At 69.2% G+C, this 19,920-nt stretch carries 12 protein-coding genes; 5 read left to right on the top strand and 7 right to left on the bottom strand.

What is annotated here, in order from left to right:
• Positions 1 to 172: 172 nt before the first annotated feature.
• The 7 genes from BJ999_RS39320 to BJ999_RS39290 form a co-directional block, all read right to left on the bottom strand.
• A complete protein-coding gene (locus BJ999_RS39320; protein WP_179837916.1) occupies positions 173 to 1,192 on the bottom strand; it encodes a methyltransferase in 1,020 nt (339 codons plus the stop codon).
• A gap of 60 nt (positions 1,193 to 1,252) precedes the next feature.
• Complete coding sequence (locus BJ999_RS39315; protein ID WP_218935430.1) at positions 1,253 to 2,335, bottom strand: methyltransferase; 1,083 nt, start codon at positions 2,333 to 2,335, stop codon at positions 1,253 to 1,255.
• A gap of 125 nt (positions 2,336 to 2,460) precedes the next feature.
• On the bottom strand, positions 2,461 to 2,733 hold the full coding sequence (locus BJ999_RS39310; RefSeq protein ID WP_179837914.1) for an acyl carrier protein: 273 nt from the start codon (positions 2,731 to 2,733) through the stop codon (positions 2,461 to 2,463).
• A 38-nt stretch (positions 2,734 to 2,771) separates the two neighbouring features.
• Positions 2,772 to 3,938 (bottom strand): beta-ketoacyl synthase N-terminal-like domain-containing protein, encoded by a 1,167-nt coding sequence (locus BJ999_RS39305; protein WP_179837913.1) that lies wholly within the window; start codon positions 3,936 to 3,938, stop codon positions 2,772 to 2,774.
• Positions 3,938 to 5,215 (bottom strand): beta-ketoacyl-[acyl-carrier-protein] synthase family protein, encoded by a 1,278-nt coding sequence (locus tag BJ999_RS39300; protein WP_179837912.1) that lies wholly within the window; start codon positions 5,213 to 5,215, stop codon positions 3,938 to 3,940. Before BJ999_RS39300 ends, BJ999_RS39305 begins: the two co-directional genes overlap by 1 nt.
• 672 nt (positions 5,216 to 5,887) lie before the next feature.
• Positions 5,888 to 7,765 carry a DUF11 domain-containing protein gene (locus BJ999_RS39295; protein WP_179837911.1) on the bottom strand — a complete coding sequence of 626 codons (1,878 nt, stop codon included), beginning with the start codon at positions 7,763 to 7,765 and terminating at the stop codon, positions 5,888 to 5,890.
• Between the two features lie 129 nt (positions 7,766 to 7,894).
• Complete coding sequence (locus BJ999_RS39290; protein ID WP_179837910.1) at positions 7,895 to 9,565, bottom strand: prenyltransferase/squalene oxidase repeat-containing protein; 1,671 nt, start codon at positions 9,563 to 9,565, stop codon at positions 7,895 to 7,897.
• A gap of 647 nt (positions 9,566 to 10,212) precedes the next feature.
• Here BJ999_RS39290 and BJ999_RS39285 point away from each other — a divergent pair.
• From BJ999_RS39285 to BJ999_RS39265, 5 genes are all read left to right on the top strand, one after another.
• On the top strand, positions 10,213 to 11,745 hold the full coding sequence (locus BJ999_RS39285) for an ABC1 kinase family protein (RefSeq protein ID WP_179837909.1): 1,533 nt from the start codon (positions 10,213 to 10,215) through the stop codon (positions 11,743 to 11,745).
• 175 nt (positions 11,746 to 11,920) lie between these two features.
• Positions 11,921 to 12,394 carry a nuclear transport factor 2 family protein gene (locus BJ999_RS39280; protein WP_179837908.1) on the top strand — a complete coding sequence of 158 codons (474 nt, stop codon included), beginning with the start codon at positions 11,921 to 11,923 and terminating at the stop codon, positions 12,392 to 12,394.
• A gap of 392 nt (positions 12,395 to 12,786) precedes the next feature.
• Entirely contained in the window at positions 12,787 to 15,210 is a 2,424-nt protein-coding gene (locus BJ999_RS39275) for a glycoside hydrolase family 5 protein (protein ID WP_179837907.1), read from the top strand.
• 41 nt (positions 15,211 to 15,251) lie between these two features.
• The gene (locus BJ999_RS39270) at positions 15,252 to 16,802 is read left to right on the top strand and encodes a beta-N-acetylhexosaminidase (RefSeq protein ID WP_308427290.1); all 1,551 of its coding nucleotides are present in this window, start codon (positions 15,252 to 15,254) and stop codon (positions 16,800 to 16,802) included.
• Positions 16,803 to 17,048: 246 nt separating this feature from the next.
• A complete protein-coding gene (locus BJ999_RS39265; RefSeq protein ID WP_179837906.1) occupies positions 17,049 to 19,865 on the top strand; it encodes a glycoside hydrolase family 2 protein in 2,817 nt (938 codons plus the stop codon).
• The last annotated feature ends 55 nt before the right edge of the window (positions 19,866 to 19,920 follow it).

The raw sequence follows: 19,920 nt of genomic DNA, 5'->3' as shown, positions 1-19,920 counted from the left end.
GGCCCTTGCGGATGGCCGTGCCTGCAAGGACCAGGTTCTCCCGGGACTCGGCCCTCCCGGGCGGACGAACGTCGTGACGGCGGGTGCGGTCAGGGCCGATGGGGCCGGCCGGAAACGCGATGACCTCTGCGAGGTCGGGTGTGGCCTGGCCGCAGGGCCTGGGCTGCCCTTCCTATGCCGCGACGGCCTCGATGATCGAGTACTCTCCGAGCGTCTGCACGGGGAATATGTTGCTGATGCGCAGGCCCGCGTCGTTCAGTATCGCTTCGAATTCCTGCCGGGTGCGTTCCTTGCCGGTGAGGGTGCTCAACATGACCAGGTCGAGGGCCCAGCCGAAGTGAGGGTTGCCGGGTTCCGGCAGAACCGGGTCGATGATCAGTACGCGGGCGTCGTCCTTCATCGCCGACCGGCAGTTCCTCAGGATGGCGGTGGACTGCTCGTCGCCCCAGTTGTGGATGATGTGCTTGAGGACGTAGACGTTTCCGCCGACAGGGACCGACTCGAAGAAGCTTCCCTCTTCCAGGCGCCAGCGGTCGGCCGTCTGCGGCGTGTCGAGGACGTGCTCGCGCAGCGCGCTCCGGTCGTCTTGGAGAACGCCGTTCAGGTGCTGGTTCTTCTCGAGGATCTCGCGGAGCAGCGCGCCACGTCCCCCGCCGACGTCGACCACGGTGCCCGTGGCAGGAAAGTCATAGGTATCGATGATTCTTTCGATGCCCGTTTCGGAGAGTTGAACCATCGACGCGTGGAATGTCGAGGCGGCGTCGGGGTTCGCGCCCAGCCATTCGAAGAAGGGCTTGCTGTACAGCTGTTCGAAGGAACTGGATCCCGTCTCCACCGCGGCGGTCAGGTGGCTTGCCGATCTCCACATGTAGTCTTCGGAGAACATGATCACGGCGTCGCGGAGTGACCGGCTCGCGCCGGAGCGAAGGAATTCGGCCGCGGGCGTCAGGTGGTACAGGCCCTGGTCGTCCTCACGGAAGATGTCCTGGGAGGCGAGCATGCGGAGGACCCGGCGCAGCGCCGCGGCGTTCACGCCGGTCCTCTCGGCCAGTTCGACGACCGTTCGCGGCCGGTCCAGATGGTCGGCGACGCCGGCTCTGGCCGCGACGGCGAGGGCTGCGGTCCGGTACATCCCGACGGTCTGATCGAGGATGATCGTCGCGGCGGCGATGCTGTCCTGAGCTGGTTCCATTCCGGTCCTCCGTACTCGTCTTCTCGGATTTGCCCTGGCTCTCGGGCTGGTCTGCGCCTGCTAGGAGGCGGACGTGTCGACGACGTGTCGTTCCGCCGGCGAACCGTCGACGGGGGCCTTCTTACGCGCCGAGATCAGGCCGTTGCAGGAAGGGGTGTCGATCGGCTCCAGTTCCGGCGCTTCGAACCCCGCTTCCAGCAGCCAGGCGTTGTACTCGGCGGCGGTGTAGTTGCGGCCCTGGGTGGCCACGAGCATGTTGAGGCTCATCAGCGCCGCGTCGGCGGGGCCGGATTTGTCGTCGTCGACGAGCAGCTCGCTGATGATCGCCCGGCCGCCGGGTGCCAGCGCCCGGTGGCATTTGTTCAGGAGCCGGAGGCATTCGTCGGGCGTCCAGTCGTGCAGGATCATCGAGAGCAGAACGGTGTCGTATCCCGACGGCAGCTCCTGGGTGCGGAAGTCCCCGGAGATCGTGCTGATCCGGCTGCTCAGCCCCTCCGCCTCGATCTTGGCCCGGGCCAGGTCGCACACGGGCGGCAGGTCGTAGATGGTGATCGTCAGCTGCGGGTTCGCCGAGGCGAGCTCGATGGCCCAGGCCCCGGTTCCGCCGCCGACGTCGAGCAGCGTCCGGGCGCCCGACAGGTCGATCCGCTGGGCGGCTGAGGCCGCCGAGTGCCGGGAGAGGGAGTGCATCCCGTCCTGGAACTGGGAGGTCAGCTCCGGGTCGACGATGTCGAAGGGGGTTTCCGCCTCGTGGCCGGATTGCCAGCCCATGGGGCGGTTGGTTCGTATCGCTTCGGTCAGATGGGCCCACCCGGGGTAGTTGCGTTGGTCGAGATGGGCGATCCAGCCGCCGAAGTAGTACCTCCCGCCCCTGACCAGGTAGGTCTCGGCGAGCGGGCTGTTGCCGTACCGGCCGTCGTCGACCTTGAGCAGTCCGAGCGAGGCCAAGGCGGTCACCAGCGTTTCCGCGGGCCGTTCCTGCACGTCGAGCCGCCGTGCCAGGTCACTGATCGGTTGGGCGCCGGCCTCGTGCAGGATGTCGAAGAGGCCGAGTTCCTGCGCGCTGACGATGGACTTGAATGCCCAGAAGCCGGTGCAGATCTCCATCAGGTCCTTGATGGAGCCGGGCGGTTGTGTTTCCACGGTCACTGATTTCCTCTGGTTCGCGACGTCCCGTTCGGCGATGGCACTGTGGGTCATCGCCTCCGGGAGCCGTTGCCGGGTGTGCTCGCATGGCCGCGAGCGCCGCACGCGGGTCGGGCCCGGTGTCACCCGGCCGCGGCCGTGATGTGCTGGTTGATCAGGCTGGTGGCCTGGGTGATGCTGACCTTGAGCAGTTCGCCGAGCAGGGGATCGGGGAGCTTGACCTCGTAGCGGAGCTCGATCTGGGACATCAGGTCGGCCATCGCGATCGAGTCGTATCCGAAATCGGCGAGGCTGCGGCTGCCGGTCGTCTCGCTGTCGTGGGCGGGCGCGGGTGCGCCGTCCGTCGGCAGCATGTCGATGAGGTCTTTCTCGTTCAGCCGGGCGTCTGTTTCCATGGCCGGTGCCCTTTCTAGGCGCAGACGTGGTGTGCGGGTCAGTCCAGGGCGCCGACCACGATGGCCGAGTTGTGGCCGCCGTGGCCGCGGGCCAGGACCAGGGTGTTGCTCAGCCGGGTCTCGCGGGGACGGTCGTAGACCATGTCGATGCCCCGCGGCTGCGGAATGCTCCCCCGCCTCGCGGTCGGGGGGATGACCTGGTGGTGCAGCGCCAGAAGCGCGGTGGCGACGTCGAGGGCGGCTCCGCCGGCGCCCATCTTCCCGGTGAGGGTCTTGGGTGAGGTCACCGGCACCGGGTGGTCGGTGAAGATCTCGGTGATGGCCGCCGTCTCGATGTCGTCCAGGTAGGGGACGGTGCCGTCGGCGAAGATCACGTCGATGTCGGCGGGGTCGACCTGCGCGTCGGCGAGGGCGGCGCGGGTCGCGCGTTCCAGCCCCGAGTCGCCTGGCCGTGGTGCCACCGGGTCGAAGGAGGTTCCGTAGCCTTTGATCTGCCCGTAGGGGGCGGACAGCCGCCGTTGCGCCGTGTGCGATTCGAGGACGAGGGCGGCGCCGCCTTCCCCGATCAGCCGGCTCGCCTCCGGGCTTCGCGGGGGCTGTGCGTCCGCGTCGGCAAGGTACGCGGTCGCCACTTCCTGTCCGACCGGATCCAGGAAGGAATCGAAGGCGCCGGTCATGGCGATGTGGCCGCCCCTGCGGAGGTGGCGGCACGCCTGCGCGATGGCGTCCAGTCCACCCGCTTGCCCGCTGACCAGCGTCCAGGCGGGGCCGTGGGCATCGTGCCGGATCGACGCCTGGCTGGAGTTGGCGGCGTAGAACCAGGCGTAGGACAGGTAGGGCTTGACGTGCCCGGGACCCAGTGTCCAGAGCTTGTGCAGTTCTTGCCCGACGTAGTCGGTGCCGCCGAAGGCATTGGCGAACACGGTGCTTCGGCCTTCGGCCGGGACATCGGACAGCACGAGCTTGGCGTCGGCCAGTGCCCAGTCCGTACCGGCCAGCGTCATCTGGGTGACCCGGGCGGTCTGGGGCAGCAACTGAGCGGGGATGTGGGCCGCCGGTTCGAAGGAGCTGGTCAGCGCGGCCAGCCGCCCGCTGGTGAGTCGGCTGGTGTCGCAGTCCAGGGCCGCTTTCCAGAAGTCGGCATGCCCGAGACCGGTCGGGCTCAGCACACCGAGTCCCGTGACGACGATCTTCGCCGAGCTCATCATCGGCCACCTCCGGGGGCGCCCATCAAGATCGCTGTCTGGAGGCCGCCGAAACCGCTGCCGGTGCACAGCGCGATGTCGGTGCGGTGCTCGCGTCCGATCAGGGGCACGTAGTCCAGGTCGCACTTCGGATCGGGGTCGTACAGGTTGGCCGTGGGCGGGATGAGGTTGTCGCGGATGGCCATGGCGCAGGCGATCAGCTCGATCGCGCCGGCCGCACCGAGCGCGTGACCGACCATCGACTTGATCGAGCTGATCGGGACGGTGAAGGCTCGCGATCCCAGCGCCTGTTTGAGCGCCGCCGTCTCGTGTTCGTCGTTGTGCCCGGTCGCGGTTCCGTGGGCGTTGACGTAGTCGACGTCGTCCGCCGCCACCTTGGCGGTGTGCAGTGCTTCCTGGACGGCGTCGGCCAGGTCGGATCCCTCTGCCTCCAGACCGGTCATGTGGTGCGCGTTGGCGCGGTGTCCGCAGCCGAGCATCTCGGCCAGGACCACCGCGCCCCGGTTGCGGGCACTGCCGGCCTCCTCCAGGACCAGGACGCCCGCGGCCTCGGCGACCACCATGCCGTCGCGGTTGCGGTCGAACGGGCGGCACGCCTCCGCCGGGTCGCCGTCGTAGGCGGATGTGGCCCGGATGGCGTCCATCGACGAGACCGCGACCGGTGTCAGGGGTGCTTCGCTGCCCCCGGCGATCACGACATCGGCCTGCCCGTCCTCGATCAGCTGCACGCCGTGGGACACCGCGTCCAGCCCGGAGGTGCAGCCGTTGCTCACCACGCGCACCGGCCCGCGCGCTCCCGCCTGCTGCGCGACCACCTGTGCGATCACGCTCGGCTCCGCCTCGGACAGGGGCCGCCCCCTGCCGTCGGCGCCCCCGAGGGCCATGGCGAAGCGGTTGGTGGTGCGCCGGGCGGTCCAGTGGTCGAAGGAACTGACCCGGCCCAGCGCGCTGCCCATCGAGACCCCGATCCGGTCCTTGGGGAACCGGTCCAGGTCGAGTCCGCTGTCGGCGATCGCCTGCCGGGCCGCGACGTAGGCGAACTGGCCCGCGCGGTCCAGTCGGTGCGCCTCGGCCGGGTCGATGCCGTGTGCCTGCGGGTCGAAGTCGCATTCTCCGGCGACCTTGCTACGAAACTCCGTCGCGTCGAAGCAGGATATCTTCCGAATGGCCGAGTCGCCATGAATGATCAAGTCCCAGAACGGTCCGGTGCCGATTCCCGCGGGTGTCACCGCCCCCAGTCCCGTGACGACCACGCGGCGGGGCGCCGCCCCGCTCATCGATGGCTTCCGAAATGTAGATGACGACGCACGATTTTCCCCCACTAGTTGGATGGGTCGGCAACGCTTGTGCCGTTGTCGCGCTTGCAACAACGAGCACGCTAGCACTACGGAGAGTTGCTTTACGGATACAAACGGCTACTCGGAACGTAGTAGATCGTGTGGCGCGATTCGCTGTGAATGCCGCCGGCGGGAGCCGGGTGCCCGGAGAGGCGTGCCGAGAGCAGGAAGCCGCGGGGAGAACAACAGGAATGCCGAATTCGACGCGTCCTCGTTGCGGCTTCCTTGCCGGCGCGGGCGTTTCTGACCAGGGCTCACTGAATTGGCGGCCTGGCCCCCGCCGCGCAAGACCCGGCCGCGGCAAAGGGGTATCGCCGATCCGGTCTCTTGCGAAGACGGTCCCTAGGGATTTCGCATCGGAGGCGGCCGTGTCCGGCCGTAAGGCTGCTTCCGGGCCGCGATCAAGGGCTTCCTGCCGCCGTTGTCACCCCATCGCGTGATGGTCGGCCGGATCCTGGGGGCCTTCCATCTCGCAGTAGCGCCGGGAGTTGCGAAATCGCCTCCGCCGTATCGAATATCACGATTCCGACTGCATCCGGGGCGCGCCGCTCCTGATATCTCACCCGGCGCTGGTGCTCCTGACCTGAGCGGCGCGATCTGCGACCGACCGCGTCACCGGTCGTTGTTCATCTCGGCAAGTTGCCGGCTGAGCGCATGAACCTGCGAGGCCAGTTCACGCAGGAAACGCCGGTGGTGCTTGGCCCGTTTCTTGCTGCCCTTCTTCCCGTGCCACATGGCATGAGAGGCGTCCGCAACAGCGGGGATGAGCACGGAACGAGAATGCGCCGGCTGCTCGTGCCAACCGTCGTAGGCGCAGCCGAACTGGCAGAGGCCGGTGTTCGCCGGCGCCATGAGGTGGACGGTACGGCCAGGCACGCAGACAGTGAACGCGGTCTGGTCCTGGCGCGCCTGCGCGACCACCATCTGCACCGCGTCACCCGAAAGTGGCAGGTCGGCGTCCGCGCCGGTCTGGGTGGCGGGGGCGCCGCCTTCCCCGTGAGCGGCGCAGGCGGATTTCGCATGGGTGCACACTGCGACGGCCGCGGTCGCGATGACGTGGGTGGTCCGGTCGGGCACCCCGGCCCGGTCGGTGGTGACGATGGCGGTAACGGACAGCGCGCCCGGTGCCGTGGCCGTGGTGTGCAACTGCAGCTCAGCGGTATCGCCTGCGGGCAGGTCCCCGATCACCCACTCGCCGGGGGGCCGGCCGTACGTCCCCGTCCCGGCGGCCGACACGAACTCAAGGTCCGCCGAGAGTTGGACGGTGACGATGACACCGGTGGCCTGGGCGGGGCCGTGGTTGCTCACCGCCAGGTGGAAGGTGACGTCCTCGCCGACCGTGGCCGACACCGGGTCGGTGACCATGGTCGCGGCGAGTCGGCCCGCCTCCCCTTCGGCAGCCTCCCCGTCGGCCGCCGGCGCGACGGCCACGGAGGTGGGGTTGGAGGTGGAGGTCAGGTGCTCTTCGGTGTCACCACGGGCGCTGTCGTAGGTGGCGGTGGCCTGCTGGGAGATCGTTCGACCGGCACCCTCGCGCTCCACCTGGACCTGGAACTGGGCGTTGACACCATCGGGCAGGTCGACGGTGGAGGGCAGGGTGCCGCCTTGGGCGGCGGTGGCGCCCTGGCCCAGCGGCAGGGTGAGCTGACCGGTGGTCGAGTCGTACCAGCCGTTGCCGCTGCTCTGACCCGGCCCGTTCTCGATCTTCAGGGATCCGGGCACGTAGCTGGTCCCGGCAGGGACGGCGTCGCGCAGGATGAGGTTCTCGGCGGGGATGCCGCCGTGGTTCTTCAGGTTGACGGTATAGGTGATGGTGTCGCCGACGGCGGCGGACTCCGGCTCAGCGGCGGCGGTCACCACCACGCAGGGGGCGGTGCCGAAGACGATGTCGTCGAGGAAGTTGCCGACGGTGGGATTGCCGGTGGCGGTTGTGCCGGCCTCGAACGCGAACCGGGTCACCGTCTGTCCCGCCGGGACCTTGTAGGAGTCGGCGTGCGACACCCATTCGGCGGTTCCGTCGGTGAAGGTCCAGGTCTTGTTCGGCCTTCTGTCCGGTCGGCCGATCTTCACCGACATCGTGTCGTCGCCCTCGCGGCCGCGGTGCCGCAGGCTCCAGTACAGAGTGGTGCCGGGTGTGGTCTCCAGGTCCTGGTACAGGGCGGAGGACTCGTTGGCGTTGAGCTCGGCGAACTGTTCGCCGCCCGCCGCGGGCACGCCCCTGCGGCTGTGCCAGATCTCGATCACGTGGTCGGAGGCCGTCGTCTGCCAGCCGGGTACCGAGCCGTCACCGGGCCGGGTGGCGTCGTGCAGCATCTGGTTCCCACCGGTGATCTTCGGCTCCTCGAAGCCGCCGTTGATCAGGGCGACCTGTTTGGGCACGTCCTGCAGCGTGGGGAACTGGGGGACCGATGACGTCGGCTGGTCACGTAGATCGGCGCCGGTCGCGGTGGGGGAGGCGACCGCGGCGGGGTCGGCATTACGAGGGGACATGAGATCCTTCCACGCTGCGGGGGGACATCGGGAAGGAGGCTAACACGGAGTAATTGATCCTTTCCGTAGCGCAACCAGAGGGCTCGGTGCGGGACGGGCCCGGGGCTTGCGCGACCGCACGGGGGGGAGTCACGGGCCGACCAGCGGCTCTGTGCAGTCGGAGCCGCTGTGCTCCACGTGAATCGGGGAAAGAGAATAAGCACGGCTGGTAAGCGGGAAATAGCGGCGCAGTCGGCAGGTCACCGCCAGGATCGCCGCGTCGATGACGGCGGCGGGGGCGTAGAGGTCCTTGCCGTGCCACAACGGCGGGTGCCCCGTCCCGGCCGCGGCCAGGCGCTGCAGAGCGGCGGCACCCCTGGCCAGCAGATCCTGTGAGATCTGGTGCGGCGCCGCCAGCAGCGTCTGCAAGGCGTACGCGGTCTCCTCGGCGGTTCCCCTCCACACCCCCCAGGATCCGTCGGGCCGCTGGGTGGCTCGGACCCACCAGGCCGCGCGGGCGACCGCGGAGGAAGCGCCGCGGCAGCCGAAGCGGCTCAAGGCCACCGAGATGTGGGACGTGGCGTAGTAAGGGGAGGCGTGGCCCGGATCCTCCCAGCGGCCGCTCAGCTGCTGACGGCCGCACAACCAGCGTGTGATCTTGGAGATGACCGGCGCGTGACGCGGACGGTGACCGGGACGGGCCGCGGCATGAGCGCCGAACGCCTCAAGCACGTGAGCGTTGGCGACGGGCGAGCAGACCGGGTCCCCGGGCCAGCGCTGGAAATGGGTCGCGGTCTCGAAGCGCCGCAGAACCTCCACGGGGCACCGCCCGCCCAGCTCGCCGAGTTCGGCGAGGGCGTACAGCGCGGTGCTCACGACCCCGCAGTCTCCGGTCACCTCGCGGGGCGCCTCGTCGGTCCCGCCGGTCGCCTGCCACCGCAACCGCTCCCGCAGGGAGGGCGGCACCGCGGCTCCCAGTCCCGCGCGGACCAGCGTGGCCACCAGCTTGACCTGCTCGTAGCCGGTCACCGGCCACAGGCTGGGCACGGGGCCCCCGTGCACGCGCGCCACGCCGTCGAGCGCGCCCACGCACCGCCCGTCGCGTTCGTCGGCCGGCCCACGTGCCAGCCACGCCGCGGTCGCCGCCGGTGACGAGCCGATCATCCCGTCCACCGGGCTCGCGGCGGCCGTCTCGCGGGCCGGGCCGCCGGAGTCTTCCCAGAAATGGCCCGCCAGGAACGGCAGCCCCTGAGTCGAGGAGGACGAAGGCACGGCCCCCTTGGCCGCTCCGCGCTCCCGGCCCTGGTGAGGGGACGGCAGCACGGCATGGCGCCCTAGCCGCCGCGGCAGGCTTTCAAGGGTGTCCGTGGCCGCGCACGGGCGCAGCGTCTTGTTGATCTCGTTGACCAGGTACGGCACGAGCAGGTCGGCTCCAAGCGTGCGAGGCCGCGGCCGGGAGGCTCTGCCGAGCAGACGCCGCGATGCTCCAAGCCCGCGGTCGGCGGCGGCCGCCAGGAGGTCGGCGGCGTCGGTCCGGCGTTCGGCCCTGATCGGCGAACGGTCCCGGGCACACGCCAGATGCAACAGTGCCTCCGTCGCGCTGAGAGTGGGCACCAGGGCGTAGAGATCGGGCCCGCCCCAGGTGCCGTCCCGGCGCTGCAGAGCCATCAGGTAGTCGATGCGCGCATGGTGCCCCCACACCCACGGCGCCAGGCGCACAAGCCGGGCGGTCTCGTAGACCGACAGGGACAGATGCACGCCCGAGCCCACGGCGGCTCGCGCCAGCAGCCGGTCGGCCGCAGCTCTGTCGGCTGCCGGCATCGGTTCCACCCCGGATGCGGCAGTGGCCGCCTTCTCGTGGCCGTCCCTGCCCGGCGCCCACCGGCTGAGCGTCGGACCCGCGACGGCGCCGGCCCGAAGCACCCTATCCAACCTGCCCATGAGCACCTTTCTGATCGGATAACGCTCTATGACCGCCGCTGATTTAGTAGATAAGAACCAAATCGCGCCATTCGGGACGAGCGATCCCGTCCGGTCGTGGTCTTCTTTGACGTAAGCAGGTGAAGCCTTGGCCGGGGTGTTGACAATCGCGGGGCGGCCCGATGCATACTCGCACTCGACAAGGCTCCGCCGGTAAAGGATCGGCCTGAACTAGCGATCTTTGTGGGCTCGGCGGCAAAGACCATATCAGTGCGAAAGGTGACGTCGTGGCAAGAAGGTCCGTCTTCGACGACATGATCAGACGCTCCGAAAAGTCCGGTAACAGGCACGCCAAGGCCGTGCGGAAGAGTCTCGGCGTGAAGAAAAAGAAGAAGAGTGGGAAGAAGCGGGCCAAGCGGAACGAGCGGCACATCCGCGAACTCGCCGGGCAGATCAGTGTGCTCAGCCAGCAGATCGCCGACATGAAGAAGTAGCCGTAGACGAACACCGTGCCGTCGGCTGATCGCGCCGGCGGGTAGGGAGAACGCGTGCCCGCAGGCAGGGCCAGCCGCACGATCAAGATCGCTTCCCGATCGGCCGCCAACGAGGCGACGCGCAGCCTCCGGGCGCGGCTGGCCCGGTCGCAGGCACCCGTCGACGGGCTGCGCCAGCAGGAGCGGGCGAAGGCGCTACGGTCGATGCTGGAAGACTTGGGGCCGATCTACATAAAACTCGGGCAGCTACTGGCGACCAGGCCCGATATCATGCCCCAGTACCTGATGGACGAGTTGGCCAATCTCAACGATCAGGCACGCATCGACCCCTTCTCGGTATTCGAGCCCGTCATCGAAGCCGAACTGGGTGGTCACTGGCGCTCGTGCTTCCAGGAGATCAACACTGAGCGGCCACTGGGCGCCGCCTCCGTCGCCCAGGTCTATCGCGCCGTGTGGAACGACGGGCGCCCCTGCGTTCTGAAGGTGCAGCGCCCCGGCACGTCTGCGGCCATGCTGGGCGACATGGCGGTGCTGCGCAAGATCGCCGGCCTCATCCACCGGGCGGCCCCGCACTTGTGCGAGGTCATCGACGTCAAGTCGATGATGGAAGTGGTGTTCACCGCGATGGAGGCCGAGGCGGACTTCACGCGCGAGGCGCGCAACATGAAAGACGCGCGCAAGGCCGCGAGGAACTTCAAGCGGATCAAAGTTCCCAAGGTCATCGAGGCGACGCCTCGCGTGCTGGTGCAGTCATTCGTCGACGGCACGCCGATCAACCGGGTGAAGGACGACGATCTGACGGACAAGCAACGCAAGGAGATCGCCTACCAGTTGATGGGTTTCATGTTCCGCGGCTACTTCGTCGACCGGGCCTTCCATGCCGACCCCCACCCGGGCAACATCCTTGTCGATCAGAACGGGAAGGCGCATGTGATCGACTGGGGGATGTATGGAAAGATCGATCGAAATGCCAGCCTGATCCTGCTCAAGGGACTCGTCGGAATGGCGCGCGGCGACGGGGCGGCCCTGGCGAGAGACTGGATCAAACTGGGATCGCTCACGCCGTGGAGCAACAGCACGCGTTTCGCCAACGATGTGTCGAACACGATCCCGTACTGGGCGAACGCCACCCTGGAAGAATTGAATCTCGGGGTCGCCCTGATGTCCATCGCCCGCTACTCCACCCAACGCGGGATCCAGGTCAGCCCGCTCATCTCACTGATCGGCAAGTCGATGGGGAACATCGAAGGATCAGTGCGTTTCCTCTACCCCAAGCTCAAATTCGACAAAGCATTGAGCAGAGTGATGAATGACATCGCTCGCGAGATCCTGGCGGACAGCCTCGGTGTCGACCATGGAATGCACATGCTCCTGGACTTCGTTTACTCGTTCAACAATTCATCCTCCCAGATGCAGTCCGTCCTCGGCGACGTGACCACCGGACAACTCGGCCTCAACGTCCGGACCAACCTGGGGGACCCCCTCGGCCCGAGGCGGAGACAGCGTCTGAAACACCATGTCTCCCTCGGTTCCACGGCCGCCGCGGCCACGGCCGAAACCCTGATCCGGCGGACTCTCGGCGGTTGAACCCAAGGCCGCCGCCGAGCGGAACCGCTCGCATGGGGTCCGTCCAGAGCCGGCGTCACGTCACTCTGCTCGCATCATCAGCCCAGCGCACGCAATCCGACCACCCTTCGTACGGACACGCCGAGGACGAAGGCGTCCGCCGACGCAGGCGGACCGCCGGGAGGTAGCCAGGATCATGCCACCGACGAACCCGCCGACCGGATCGGCCGACCAACTCCGATGGCTGGTCGACCGGGCGGCGATCAGCGATCTGCTCATCGACTTCGCCCGCGCGCTCGACGACCAGGACTGGAAGAGCTACGCGGCCAACTTCACAGAAGACGGGGCGGTCATCATCTCCCCGCTCGTCGCCAAGACCATCACCCACCGCGGACGCGAGGGTCTGGCCGAGTTCGTCGCCGGCAACCTCGGCCGATACGCCGGCACCCACCATCTCAGCACCAACCACGCGATCACACTGGACGCCGACACGGCCGACGCGCGGTCCGCCTTCGTCGCCGCACACTTGTTCGACACGCACGACCCTCTACGACATGCCGACGGAGCCGGATGGCACTACTGGAAACTCCGCCGCACTCCAGATGGCTGGCGCATCGCGCAACTCACCCTGGAAGTTTGCTACCTCTCCGGCGAACCCCTCCTGCACTGAGGTCTTACCCATCGAGACCGAGGCTCCCCGATACCGCGGACAGCTGGGGTGAGAGTACGGGTCAGGTGGACGCGTTTCTTCAGCATGTCCGCCACCCCGATCGGCCACGTCTGCCGCGTAACGCCAGGGAAATAGCCGCACGACTCGCACGGCCACTCGACCGCGCCGGAGCCGGCCTGGCCGCGGGCCGGCGACTGGTGAGCAACCCGGATGTGCTGCCGGGCGTGCACGTCCCGGTCAACCGGATGGTGCCGGGCGCACCTTCGTCGAGGGCGAGCAGCTCCATCCGGCGTGGCCATGACCGAACGGCGACTCGTCGGTTCTCCGGCAGTCCTAGCAAATATGAGGATCCTTCATGTAATTTGGCGCTTCCCCGGCGCCAGGAGGCCACATTGGGTTCGCGACGTCTCGTGTCGACGACCGTGGGTGCCGTCCTGGTACTGGTCGTGGTGGGGGCGCTGATCGATCCGGTCGGGTACTTCGCGTTGCTGGGAATGCCCGGACGGGTGGTGCCGGCGGCGCGCTGGCAGATCGTCCCCCTGGTGGTCTACGTTCCGCTGCTGCTGGGGGGCACGGCGTGGGTCGTGGCCGCCTTCGGGCATCTGGGGCGGCGGGCGCGCTTCGCGACGGTCTGGGCGGGGTTCGTGCTCACCGCCGTGGTCGCGAAGGCCGCCATGTCGACGGCGGCGACCGCGCCGGGGCCGAACGTCGCCGACCTGCTGTGGGCGACGAGCTTCACCGTGCCCAAAGCGGCCCTGTACGCGCTGGTCCCGGCGGCGGTGACCCTTCTCGCCCGTCCGGGAGACCGCGGGGACGGCGAGCCCGCTCGACGGTCGCACTGGCCGGTCGCGGCCGTCAGCGTCTCGGTGCTGGCGGTGACCGGACCGTGGGTGGCGTCGCACTGGGCGCGGGACCTGCCGGATGGACTGCCGTCGGCGTCCCCGCAGGGTGGGGCGGCCGGGCTCCTCGCCGGACTGGTCGTCGTCTCCCTCGCGCTCGCCCGCACCCAGCGGACCTTCGCGCGCCGGTCCCGCACGGCCGCCGGGGCCTTCCTCGGCGGGTGGCTGGCCGCGCTCTGGGCGGGCATCGTCCTCGGCGCCGTCCAAGTCGCCGGACTCCTGATCCTGGACGGGCCAGGTGCTCCCCTGCAGACGCCCGCCGCCCTGTGGATCAGGTTCGGCGAGGGCGCGTCCCTCGGCGTCGCGTTCGGCTGGCTGCCCGCGCTGCTGACCCTGCCCGCCACCCGCCGGGCGTTCGGGCGGGCGGCCCCGCGCGCCTCCACCGCGACCGCCTTGAGCATCGCGGTCGTGGTGGTGGCGACGGCCGGAGCCGTGGCCCTCGCCGGACCGGAGCCCGCACCCTCCGCCCGCAAGCCGGTCGCCGCCCAGGGGACGGAGCTGTCACCGTTGCGGGCCGTCCGCGGGGAGCGGCCTCGCATCGTCGACGGTGAGGACAGGCAGGTCCTTCTGCGCGGAGTGAACGTCAACCAGCTGGTCGACTTCTACGTGCCGCGTCCGGGAGTGCCGGCGACACTGCCGCTCGGCGAGGACGATTTCGCGCAGATGGCGGCGCTCGGCCTGAACGTGGTGCGGCTGGGGGTGTCGTGGTCACGTATCGAACCGCGCCCCGGCCGGTACGACGAGGGCTACCTGCGGCAGATCGACCAGGCCGTGGCCTGGGCGAAGCGGCACGGGCTGTACACGGTGATCGACATGCACCAGGACGGCTGGAGCAACGAGCCCACCCCGGCCGGAAGCTCGTGCCCCTTCGGCACGTCCCGGATGGACGGCTACGACGGCGCGCCCGCGTGGGCGACCAAGGCCGACGGCGCACCCCGCTGCCAGTTCACCGGACGCGACATCTCGCCCGCGGGGAACCGCGCGTTCACGAACTTCTACTATGACCGCGACGGTGTCCAGGGCCGCCTGGTGAAGGTGTGGGGAATGCTCGCCGGACGCTTCGGCGGCGACCCCGCGGTGGCCGGGTTCGATCCGCTGAACGAACCGGGCTTCGGTGAGCAGGCGCCGCTGACCTCGACGCTGCTGCTCGGCCGTTTCCACGACCGTGTCCTGCGTGCGATCCGCGCCGCCGAGTCCCGTCCCCATCTGCTGTTCGTCGAGCCGAGCATCTTCTGGTCCGGCACCGGGTTCGACGCGATCCCGCGCGGCTCCTTCCGGTCCGATCCCGACGTCGTCTTCGCGCCCCATCTGTACGCCGAGTCGATCACCATGGACGCCTCGCTCGGGCTGCCCGTCATGACCTCCGTCGAGCACGGCTTCGCCCTCGCGCGGAGGGCCGCCGGCGACATGCCGGTCTGGAGCGGCGAGTGGGGGTTCTGGGGCGATGCCGGCTCGGTGGCCGGCAGGCTGCGCCGCTACGCCCGCCAAGAGGACGACGGCAGGATCGGCGGAGCCTTCTGGGTGTGGAAGCAGGCGTGCGGCGATCCGCAGAACGGCATCGAGCCGACAGGGAACGGCCTCAACAACCTCGACTGCGCGACGGGACGCTTCCTCCCCCCGGACGCGGTGGCCGTCCAGGAGATCTCGCGCGCCTACCCGCGCGCGGCACCCGGCGTCCTCACCTCGCTGCGCTCCCTCCCCGGTGGCCGGCCCGGCGCGAAGCCCACGGGACCGCAGAAGTTCACGCTGACCGGAAGGACAGCCGGCGGCGGCTGCGAACTGGACGTCTGGGTGCCGGGAGAAGACCGCCCCGCTCCCGCGGTCACCGGCATCGAGAAGATCGAAGCGACGAAGGCCGAGGGCGGCTGGCGGGTCACCGGCTGCGCGCGCGGCTCGTACCGGCTGACGATCGGCTGACCGCCCCACGGTGCGGGCTTGGTGAACCTCAGCAGCCGGTCGTGGCGGGTGTTAGAACTGGGTGTGTGGCGTCTGAGTTGGCTTTGATACCAGCCCCGGGGCGGGTCGAACGGACCGGAGGGTCCGGCCCTTTCAGCGGGGATGTGCGTACCGATGTCGACCCGTCACTCGGGCCGGAGGCGTACCGCCTTTCCGTGTCGGCTGAGGGCGCCGAGATCGTGGGCGGTGATGAGGCGGGTGCCTTCTGGGGGCGTCAGACCTTGCGGCAGATGCTGGGCCCGGAGGCCTTTCGCCGCGCCCCCAGTGCGCGGGGGCCGGTCACGGTGCCGTACGTGACCATAGAGGACCGGCCGCGTTTCGCTTGGCGGGGCTTCATGCTCGACGTCGCGCGGCACTTCCTGCCCAAGGACGATGTGCTGCGCTATGTCGACCTGCTGGCCGCCCACAAGCTGAACGTGCTGCACCTGCATCTCACCGACGACCAGGGGTGGCGGGTCGAGATCCGCCGCCACCCCCGGCTGACCGAGATCGGCGCCTGGCGGCGGCGGACCCGCCTGGGCTGGGGGGAGCCGCCGCTGTGGGACGAGCGGCCGCACGGCGGCTTCTACACCCAGGACGATCTGCGCGAGATCGTCGCCTACGCGGCGGAGCGGCACGTCACCGTCGTGCCCGAGATCGACCTTCCAGGCCATTCCCAGGCCGCCATCGCCGCTTACCCCGAACTGGGGAACACCGACGTCGTCGACACCGCCGCGCTGGAGGTGGGGACCGACTGGGGCTTCAACCGCAACGTGCTGGCCCCTACTGACGCCGTGGTGCGCTTCTATCAGGATGTCCTGGAGGAAGTGCTGGCGATCTTTCCCAGCCGGGTCGTCCACATCGGCGGGGACGAATGCTTCAAGGACCAGTGGCGCGAGTCGCCCACGGCCCAGGCCCGCATCCGGGAACTCGGGCTCGAGAACGAAGACGATCTCCAGTCGTGGATGATCCGCCACTTCGCCCGCTGGCTCGCCGCGCGGGGCCGGCGCCTCATCGGCTGGGACGAGATCCTGGAGGGCGGCCTGGCGGACGGCGCCGCCGTCATGTGCTGGCGGTGGTACTCGGGCGGGATCGCCGCCGCGCAGGCCGGCCACAGCGTGGTGATGTGTCCGCAACAAGAGGTCTACCTTGACCACGTCCAGGCCCACGGCTCCGAAGAGCCCGTGCCGTTCGGATGGGTCCACACACTTGAGGATGTCTACCGGTTCGAGCCCGTACCGCCCCGGCTGTCCGGCACGCCCCACGCGGCCAACATCATCGGTGCACAGGCCAACCTGTGGACCGAGGTCGCGGAGAACCGCAGCCGGGTGGACTACCAGGCGTTCCCCCGCCTCGTCGCTTTCGCCGAAGTGGCCTGGTCGCAGCTCCCAGGCCCGGATGAACGTGATTTCGAGGACTTCGAGCGCCGGATGAACACGGCGCACTATGCCCGCCTGGACGCGCTGGGCGTCGGGTACCGCCCGCCCAGCGGACCGCACCCCTGGCAGCAACGCCCCGGCATCCCCGGACGGATGCACGACCAACCTCGCAAGACCTGGCGGATGGCGAACTGACCCCTCGGCCGGCAGGCTGCCGTTCACAGCGGCCGCATGGCGGGGGGTGTGTCGCGCTCAGGTCGACGCGAGCCCCCCGAGACCAGGCGGCTCTTGGACGCCACCGTCCTCACCGCGAAGTGGGCTTAGCACTACCCCCGTTGACGTCCTGGCCCTACGGCCTGCCGGGTGCCTCCGGTCCGAGCATGGATGGCATCGGCCGCCGGGAAGCGCCCGGCTCCGGCCGCACGAAGGAGTGATGGACACATGAGCGGGTCCAGGACTCGAACCACGGCGTTGTGCGCCGTGCTCGCCCTCGGCGGGACGTTGGCCCCCGCGGTGCCGGCCCACGCATTCTCCGGGCACCGGCCCGCCGTGCAGAGGATCCGGTCCTCCGGGACCACGGAACTGGCCTCCGGCTGGGCGATCCGGTCCTCCGCCGACACCCGCGAAACCGGCGCTGAGATCTCCAAGCCGGACTATTCGACGAAGGGCTGGCTGCCGCTTTCCCGGCCCGAGACGCTGATGGCGGGCCTGCTGGAGAACGGCCGGTACCCGGACATCTTCCACAACGACAACATGGCGAAGGTGCCGGCCAAGCAGTTCGACGTGAACTGGTGGTACCGCGAGCAGTTCACCGTCCACCCCAGGAAGGGCGGCCGCACGTCACTGGTGATGAACGGCGTCTCCGGGAAGGCCGATCTCTGGATCAACGGGAAGAAGGTCGCCGGGGGTGCGCAGTTGCAGGGCTCGTACGCGCGGCTGGAATACGACATCACGCCCTACGTCCGGGACGGGGCGAACGCCATCGCGCTCGATGTCTCCCGCAACGACGCCGACATCACCAAGTTCGACACGCCCATGCGGTACCTGACCCAGAACCAGGTCGACTGGAACCCGATGGCGCCCGACCAGAACACCGGGCTGCAGTACGCGCCGCAGATCGTCCAGGACGGGCCGGTCTCGGTGCAGAACGCGCACGTCCTGCAGGACGACGCCGCCGACCTCTCCGCCGCCGACCTGACCGTGAAGGCCGACGTGCGCAACAACACCGGGTCGACGCAGCGGGTGGTCGTGTCCGGCACGGTGACGCACGGTTCCACTCGCGTCGCCTGCAAGGCCACGGTCACGGTGCCCGCGCGCGCGACAAGCGCCGTTGCGATCACCAAGGCGGACTGCCCCGGCCTGCACCTGGAGCACCCCGACGTGTGGTGGCCCTACCAGATGGGCGACCAGCCGATGTACCACCTCGCGCTGGACGCGTCCGTGGGCGGGACCGTCTCCAGTGCCGCCGCCGAGGACTTCGGCATCCGGACGGTGACGTCGCGGCTCACCAAGCCCGTCCCCGGCAAGACCCACGGCAAGGACGGCTACCGACAGTTCATCGTCAACGGCAAGCCGCTGGTCATCCGCGGCGCCGGATGGTCGCCGGACCTCTTCCTGCGCTACTCCCCGTCCAATGTCTCCGACCAGATCTCCTACATCCGGAACATGGGCCTGAACGCGGTCCGGTTCGAGGGCAATTTCCCGCCCGACGACATGTTCGCCCAGCTCGACCGGGCGGGCGTCCTCGCCATGCCGGGCTGGCAGTGCTGCGCGCTCTGGGAGAGCAAGTCGTCGACCTGGTCGGACGATGTCAAGGCCAACGCCTCCAATCAGGCGGGCACGATGGCGGAGCGGCTCCGCGACCACCCGAGCGTCTTCACCTTCTTCCAGGGCAGCGACGACGCGCCCGACGCGGAGAAGGAGGCCCTCTTCCTGAAGGCGTTCGAGCAGGCCGACTTCCGGCTCCCCCAGGTCGCCGCCGCGGAGTACAGGTCGTCGCCCAAGCTGGGGCCGGCCGGCACCAAGGAGGGCGGCTACAACTATTTCCCGCCGAACGCCCTGTGGAACAACAGGCGGGAGACCGTCAACACCAACGACCCGACGCTCAGCATGACCGGTAGCGCCTGGGGGTTCGACACCGAGGTCAGCACCGGCAACACCATTCCGACGCAGGACTCGCTGAACCGCTTCCTCACCCCGGACGAGCAGAAGAAGATCTGGGACCCGGCGACCGCGCAGGGCCAGACCGCAGGCCAGGACATGTACCACACGTTCTTCTACGCCGATTACACGCGCCTGTCCCGGATGGGCGTCTACAACACCCCGCTGTGGCACCGGTACGGCCCCTGGAAGGACGCCGGCTCGTACCACAAGACCGTCCAGCTCGGTGAGTACGAGGCGACGCGCGCGCAGTTCGAGTCGTACATCGGCAACTCCACCGACAAGGCGAATCCCAGCACCGGGATCATCTACTGGATGCTGAACAAGGCGTGGCCGTCGCTGCAGTGGAGCATGTACGGCTCCGACTTCGACCAGCCGGGCGTCTACTTCGGCGCGAAGAAGGCCAACGAGCCCGTGCACGTCATGTACTCCTACGACGACGGCTCCATCAAGGTCGCCAACCTGACCGGCGCCCGCCAGGACGGCCTGCGCGCGACCGCACAGATCATCGACCTCGACGGCAAGGTCCGCGCCACCGCCACCGCGCCCGTCGGGGCGCTGGGCAGCCAGGACGTCCGGACCGTCCTGCACCCGAAGGTCCCGTCCGGGATCTCCAAGACCTACTTCGAGAAGCTCACCCTCACCCGCGGTACCGAGGTCGTCAGCCGCAACGTGTACTGGCTGTCGACGAAGGCCGACCAGGTCGACTGGCCGAAGACGCACGCGCCCGGCCAGTACACCCCGTCCAACGGGTTCGCGGTCTTCCAGAGAGACGGCTACGCCGACCTGACCGGCCTGCGCGCCCTCAAGCCCGCCGACATCAAGGTCCAGGCCACCACTCGTCGCGAGGGCCGCGAGATGGTGACGAGCGTGACCGTCCGCAACGTCGGCCACGGCGGCACCCCGGCCCTGTTCACCCGGGCCGACCTGTTCGCCGGCGGCAAGCAGGTGCTGCCGATTCGCTGGAGCGACAACGACGTCACGCTCTGGCCCGGCGAGCAGCAGACCATCACCGCCCGCTACTCCGCCACGTCCGCCAAGCCCGACGTCCGCGTCAACGGCTTCAACGTCCCCGACCAGACCCGCCACACCGGCTGACCCGGCACGAAGGCCGGATGGGGCCCGCCCCCATCCGGCCGTTGCGGCTCTGGAG

The organism is Actinomadura citrea (assembly GCF_013409045.1).
Classification (GTDB): domain Bacteria; phylum Actinomycetota; class Actinomycetes; order Streptosporangiales; family Streptosporangiaceae; genus Spirillospora; species Spirillospora citrea.
Note: the sequence above shows the minus strand (reverse complement) of the source record. Positions and strands in the feature narration are given on the sequence as shown.

What these genes read in the sequence shown, in the direction of transcription:
- BJ999_RS39320 (WP_179837916.1), bottom strand. Translation starts at nt 1,192, where the DNA reads ATGGAACCAGCTCAGGACAGCATCGCCGCCGCGACGATCATCCTCGAT.
- BJ999_RS39280 (WP_179837908.1), top strand. Translation starts at nt 11,921, where the DNA reads ATGCCACCGACGAACCCGCCGACCGGATCGGCCGACCAACTCCGATGG.
- BJ999_RS39265 (WP_179837906.1), top strand. Translation starts at nt 17,049, where the DNA reads ATGAGCGGGTCCAGGACTCGAACCACGGCGTTGTGCGCCGTGCTCGCC.
- BJ999_RS39310 (WP_179837914.1), bottom strand. Translation starts at nt 2,733, where the DNA reads ATGGAAACAGACGCCCGGCTGAACGAGAAAGACCTCATCGACATGCTG.
- BJ999_RS39290 (WP_179837910.1), bottom strand. Translation starts at nt 9,565, where the DNA reads ATGCCGGCAGCCGACAGAGCTGCGGCCGACCGGCTGCTGGCGCGAGCC.
- BJ999_RS39300 (WP_179837912.1), bottom strand. Translation starts at nt 5,215, where the DNA reads ATGAGCGGGGCGGCGCCCCGCCGCGTGGTCGTCACGGGACTGGGGGCG.
- BJ999_RS39295 (WP_179837911.1), bottom strand. Translation starts at nt 7,765, where the DNA reads ATGTCCCCTCGTAATGCCGACCCCGCCGCGGTCGCCTCCCCCACCGCG.
- BJ999_RS39305 (WP_179837913.1), bottom strand. Translation starts at nt 3,938, where the DNA reads ATGAGCTCGGCGAAGATCGTCGTCACGGGACTCGGTGTGCTGAGCCCG.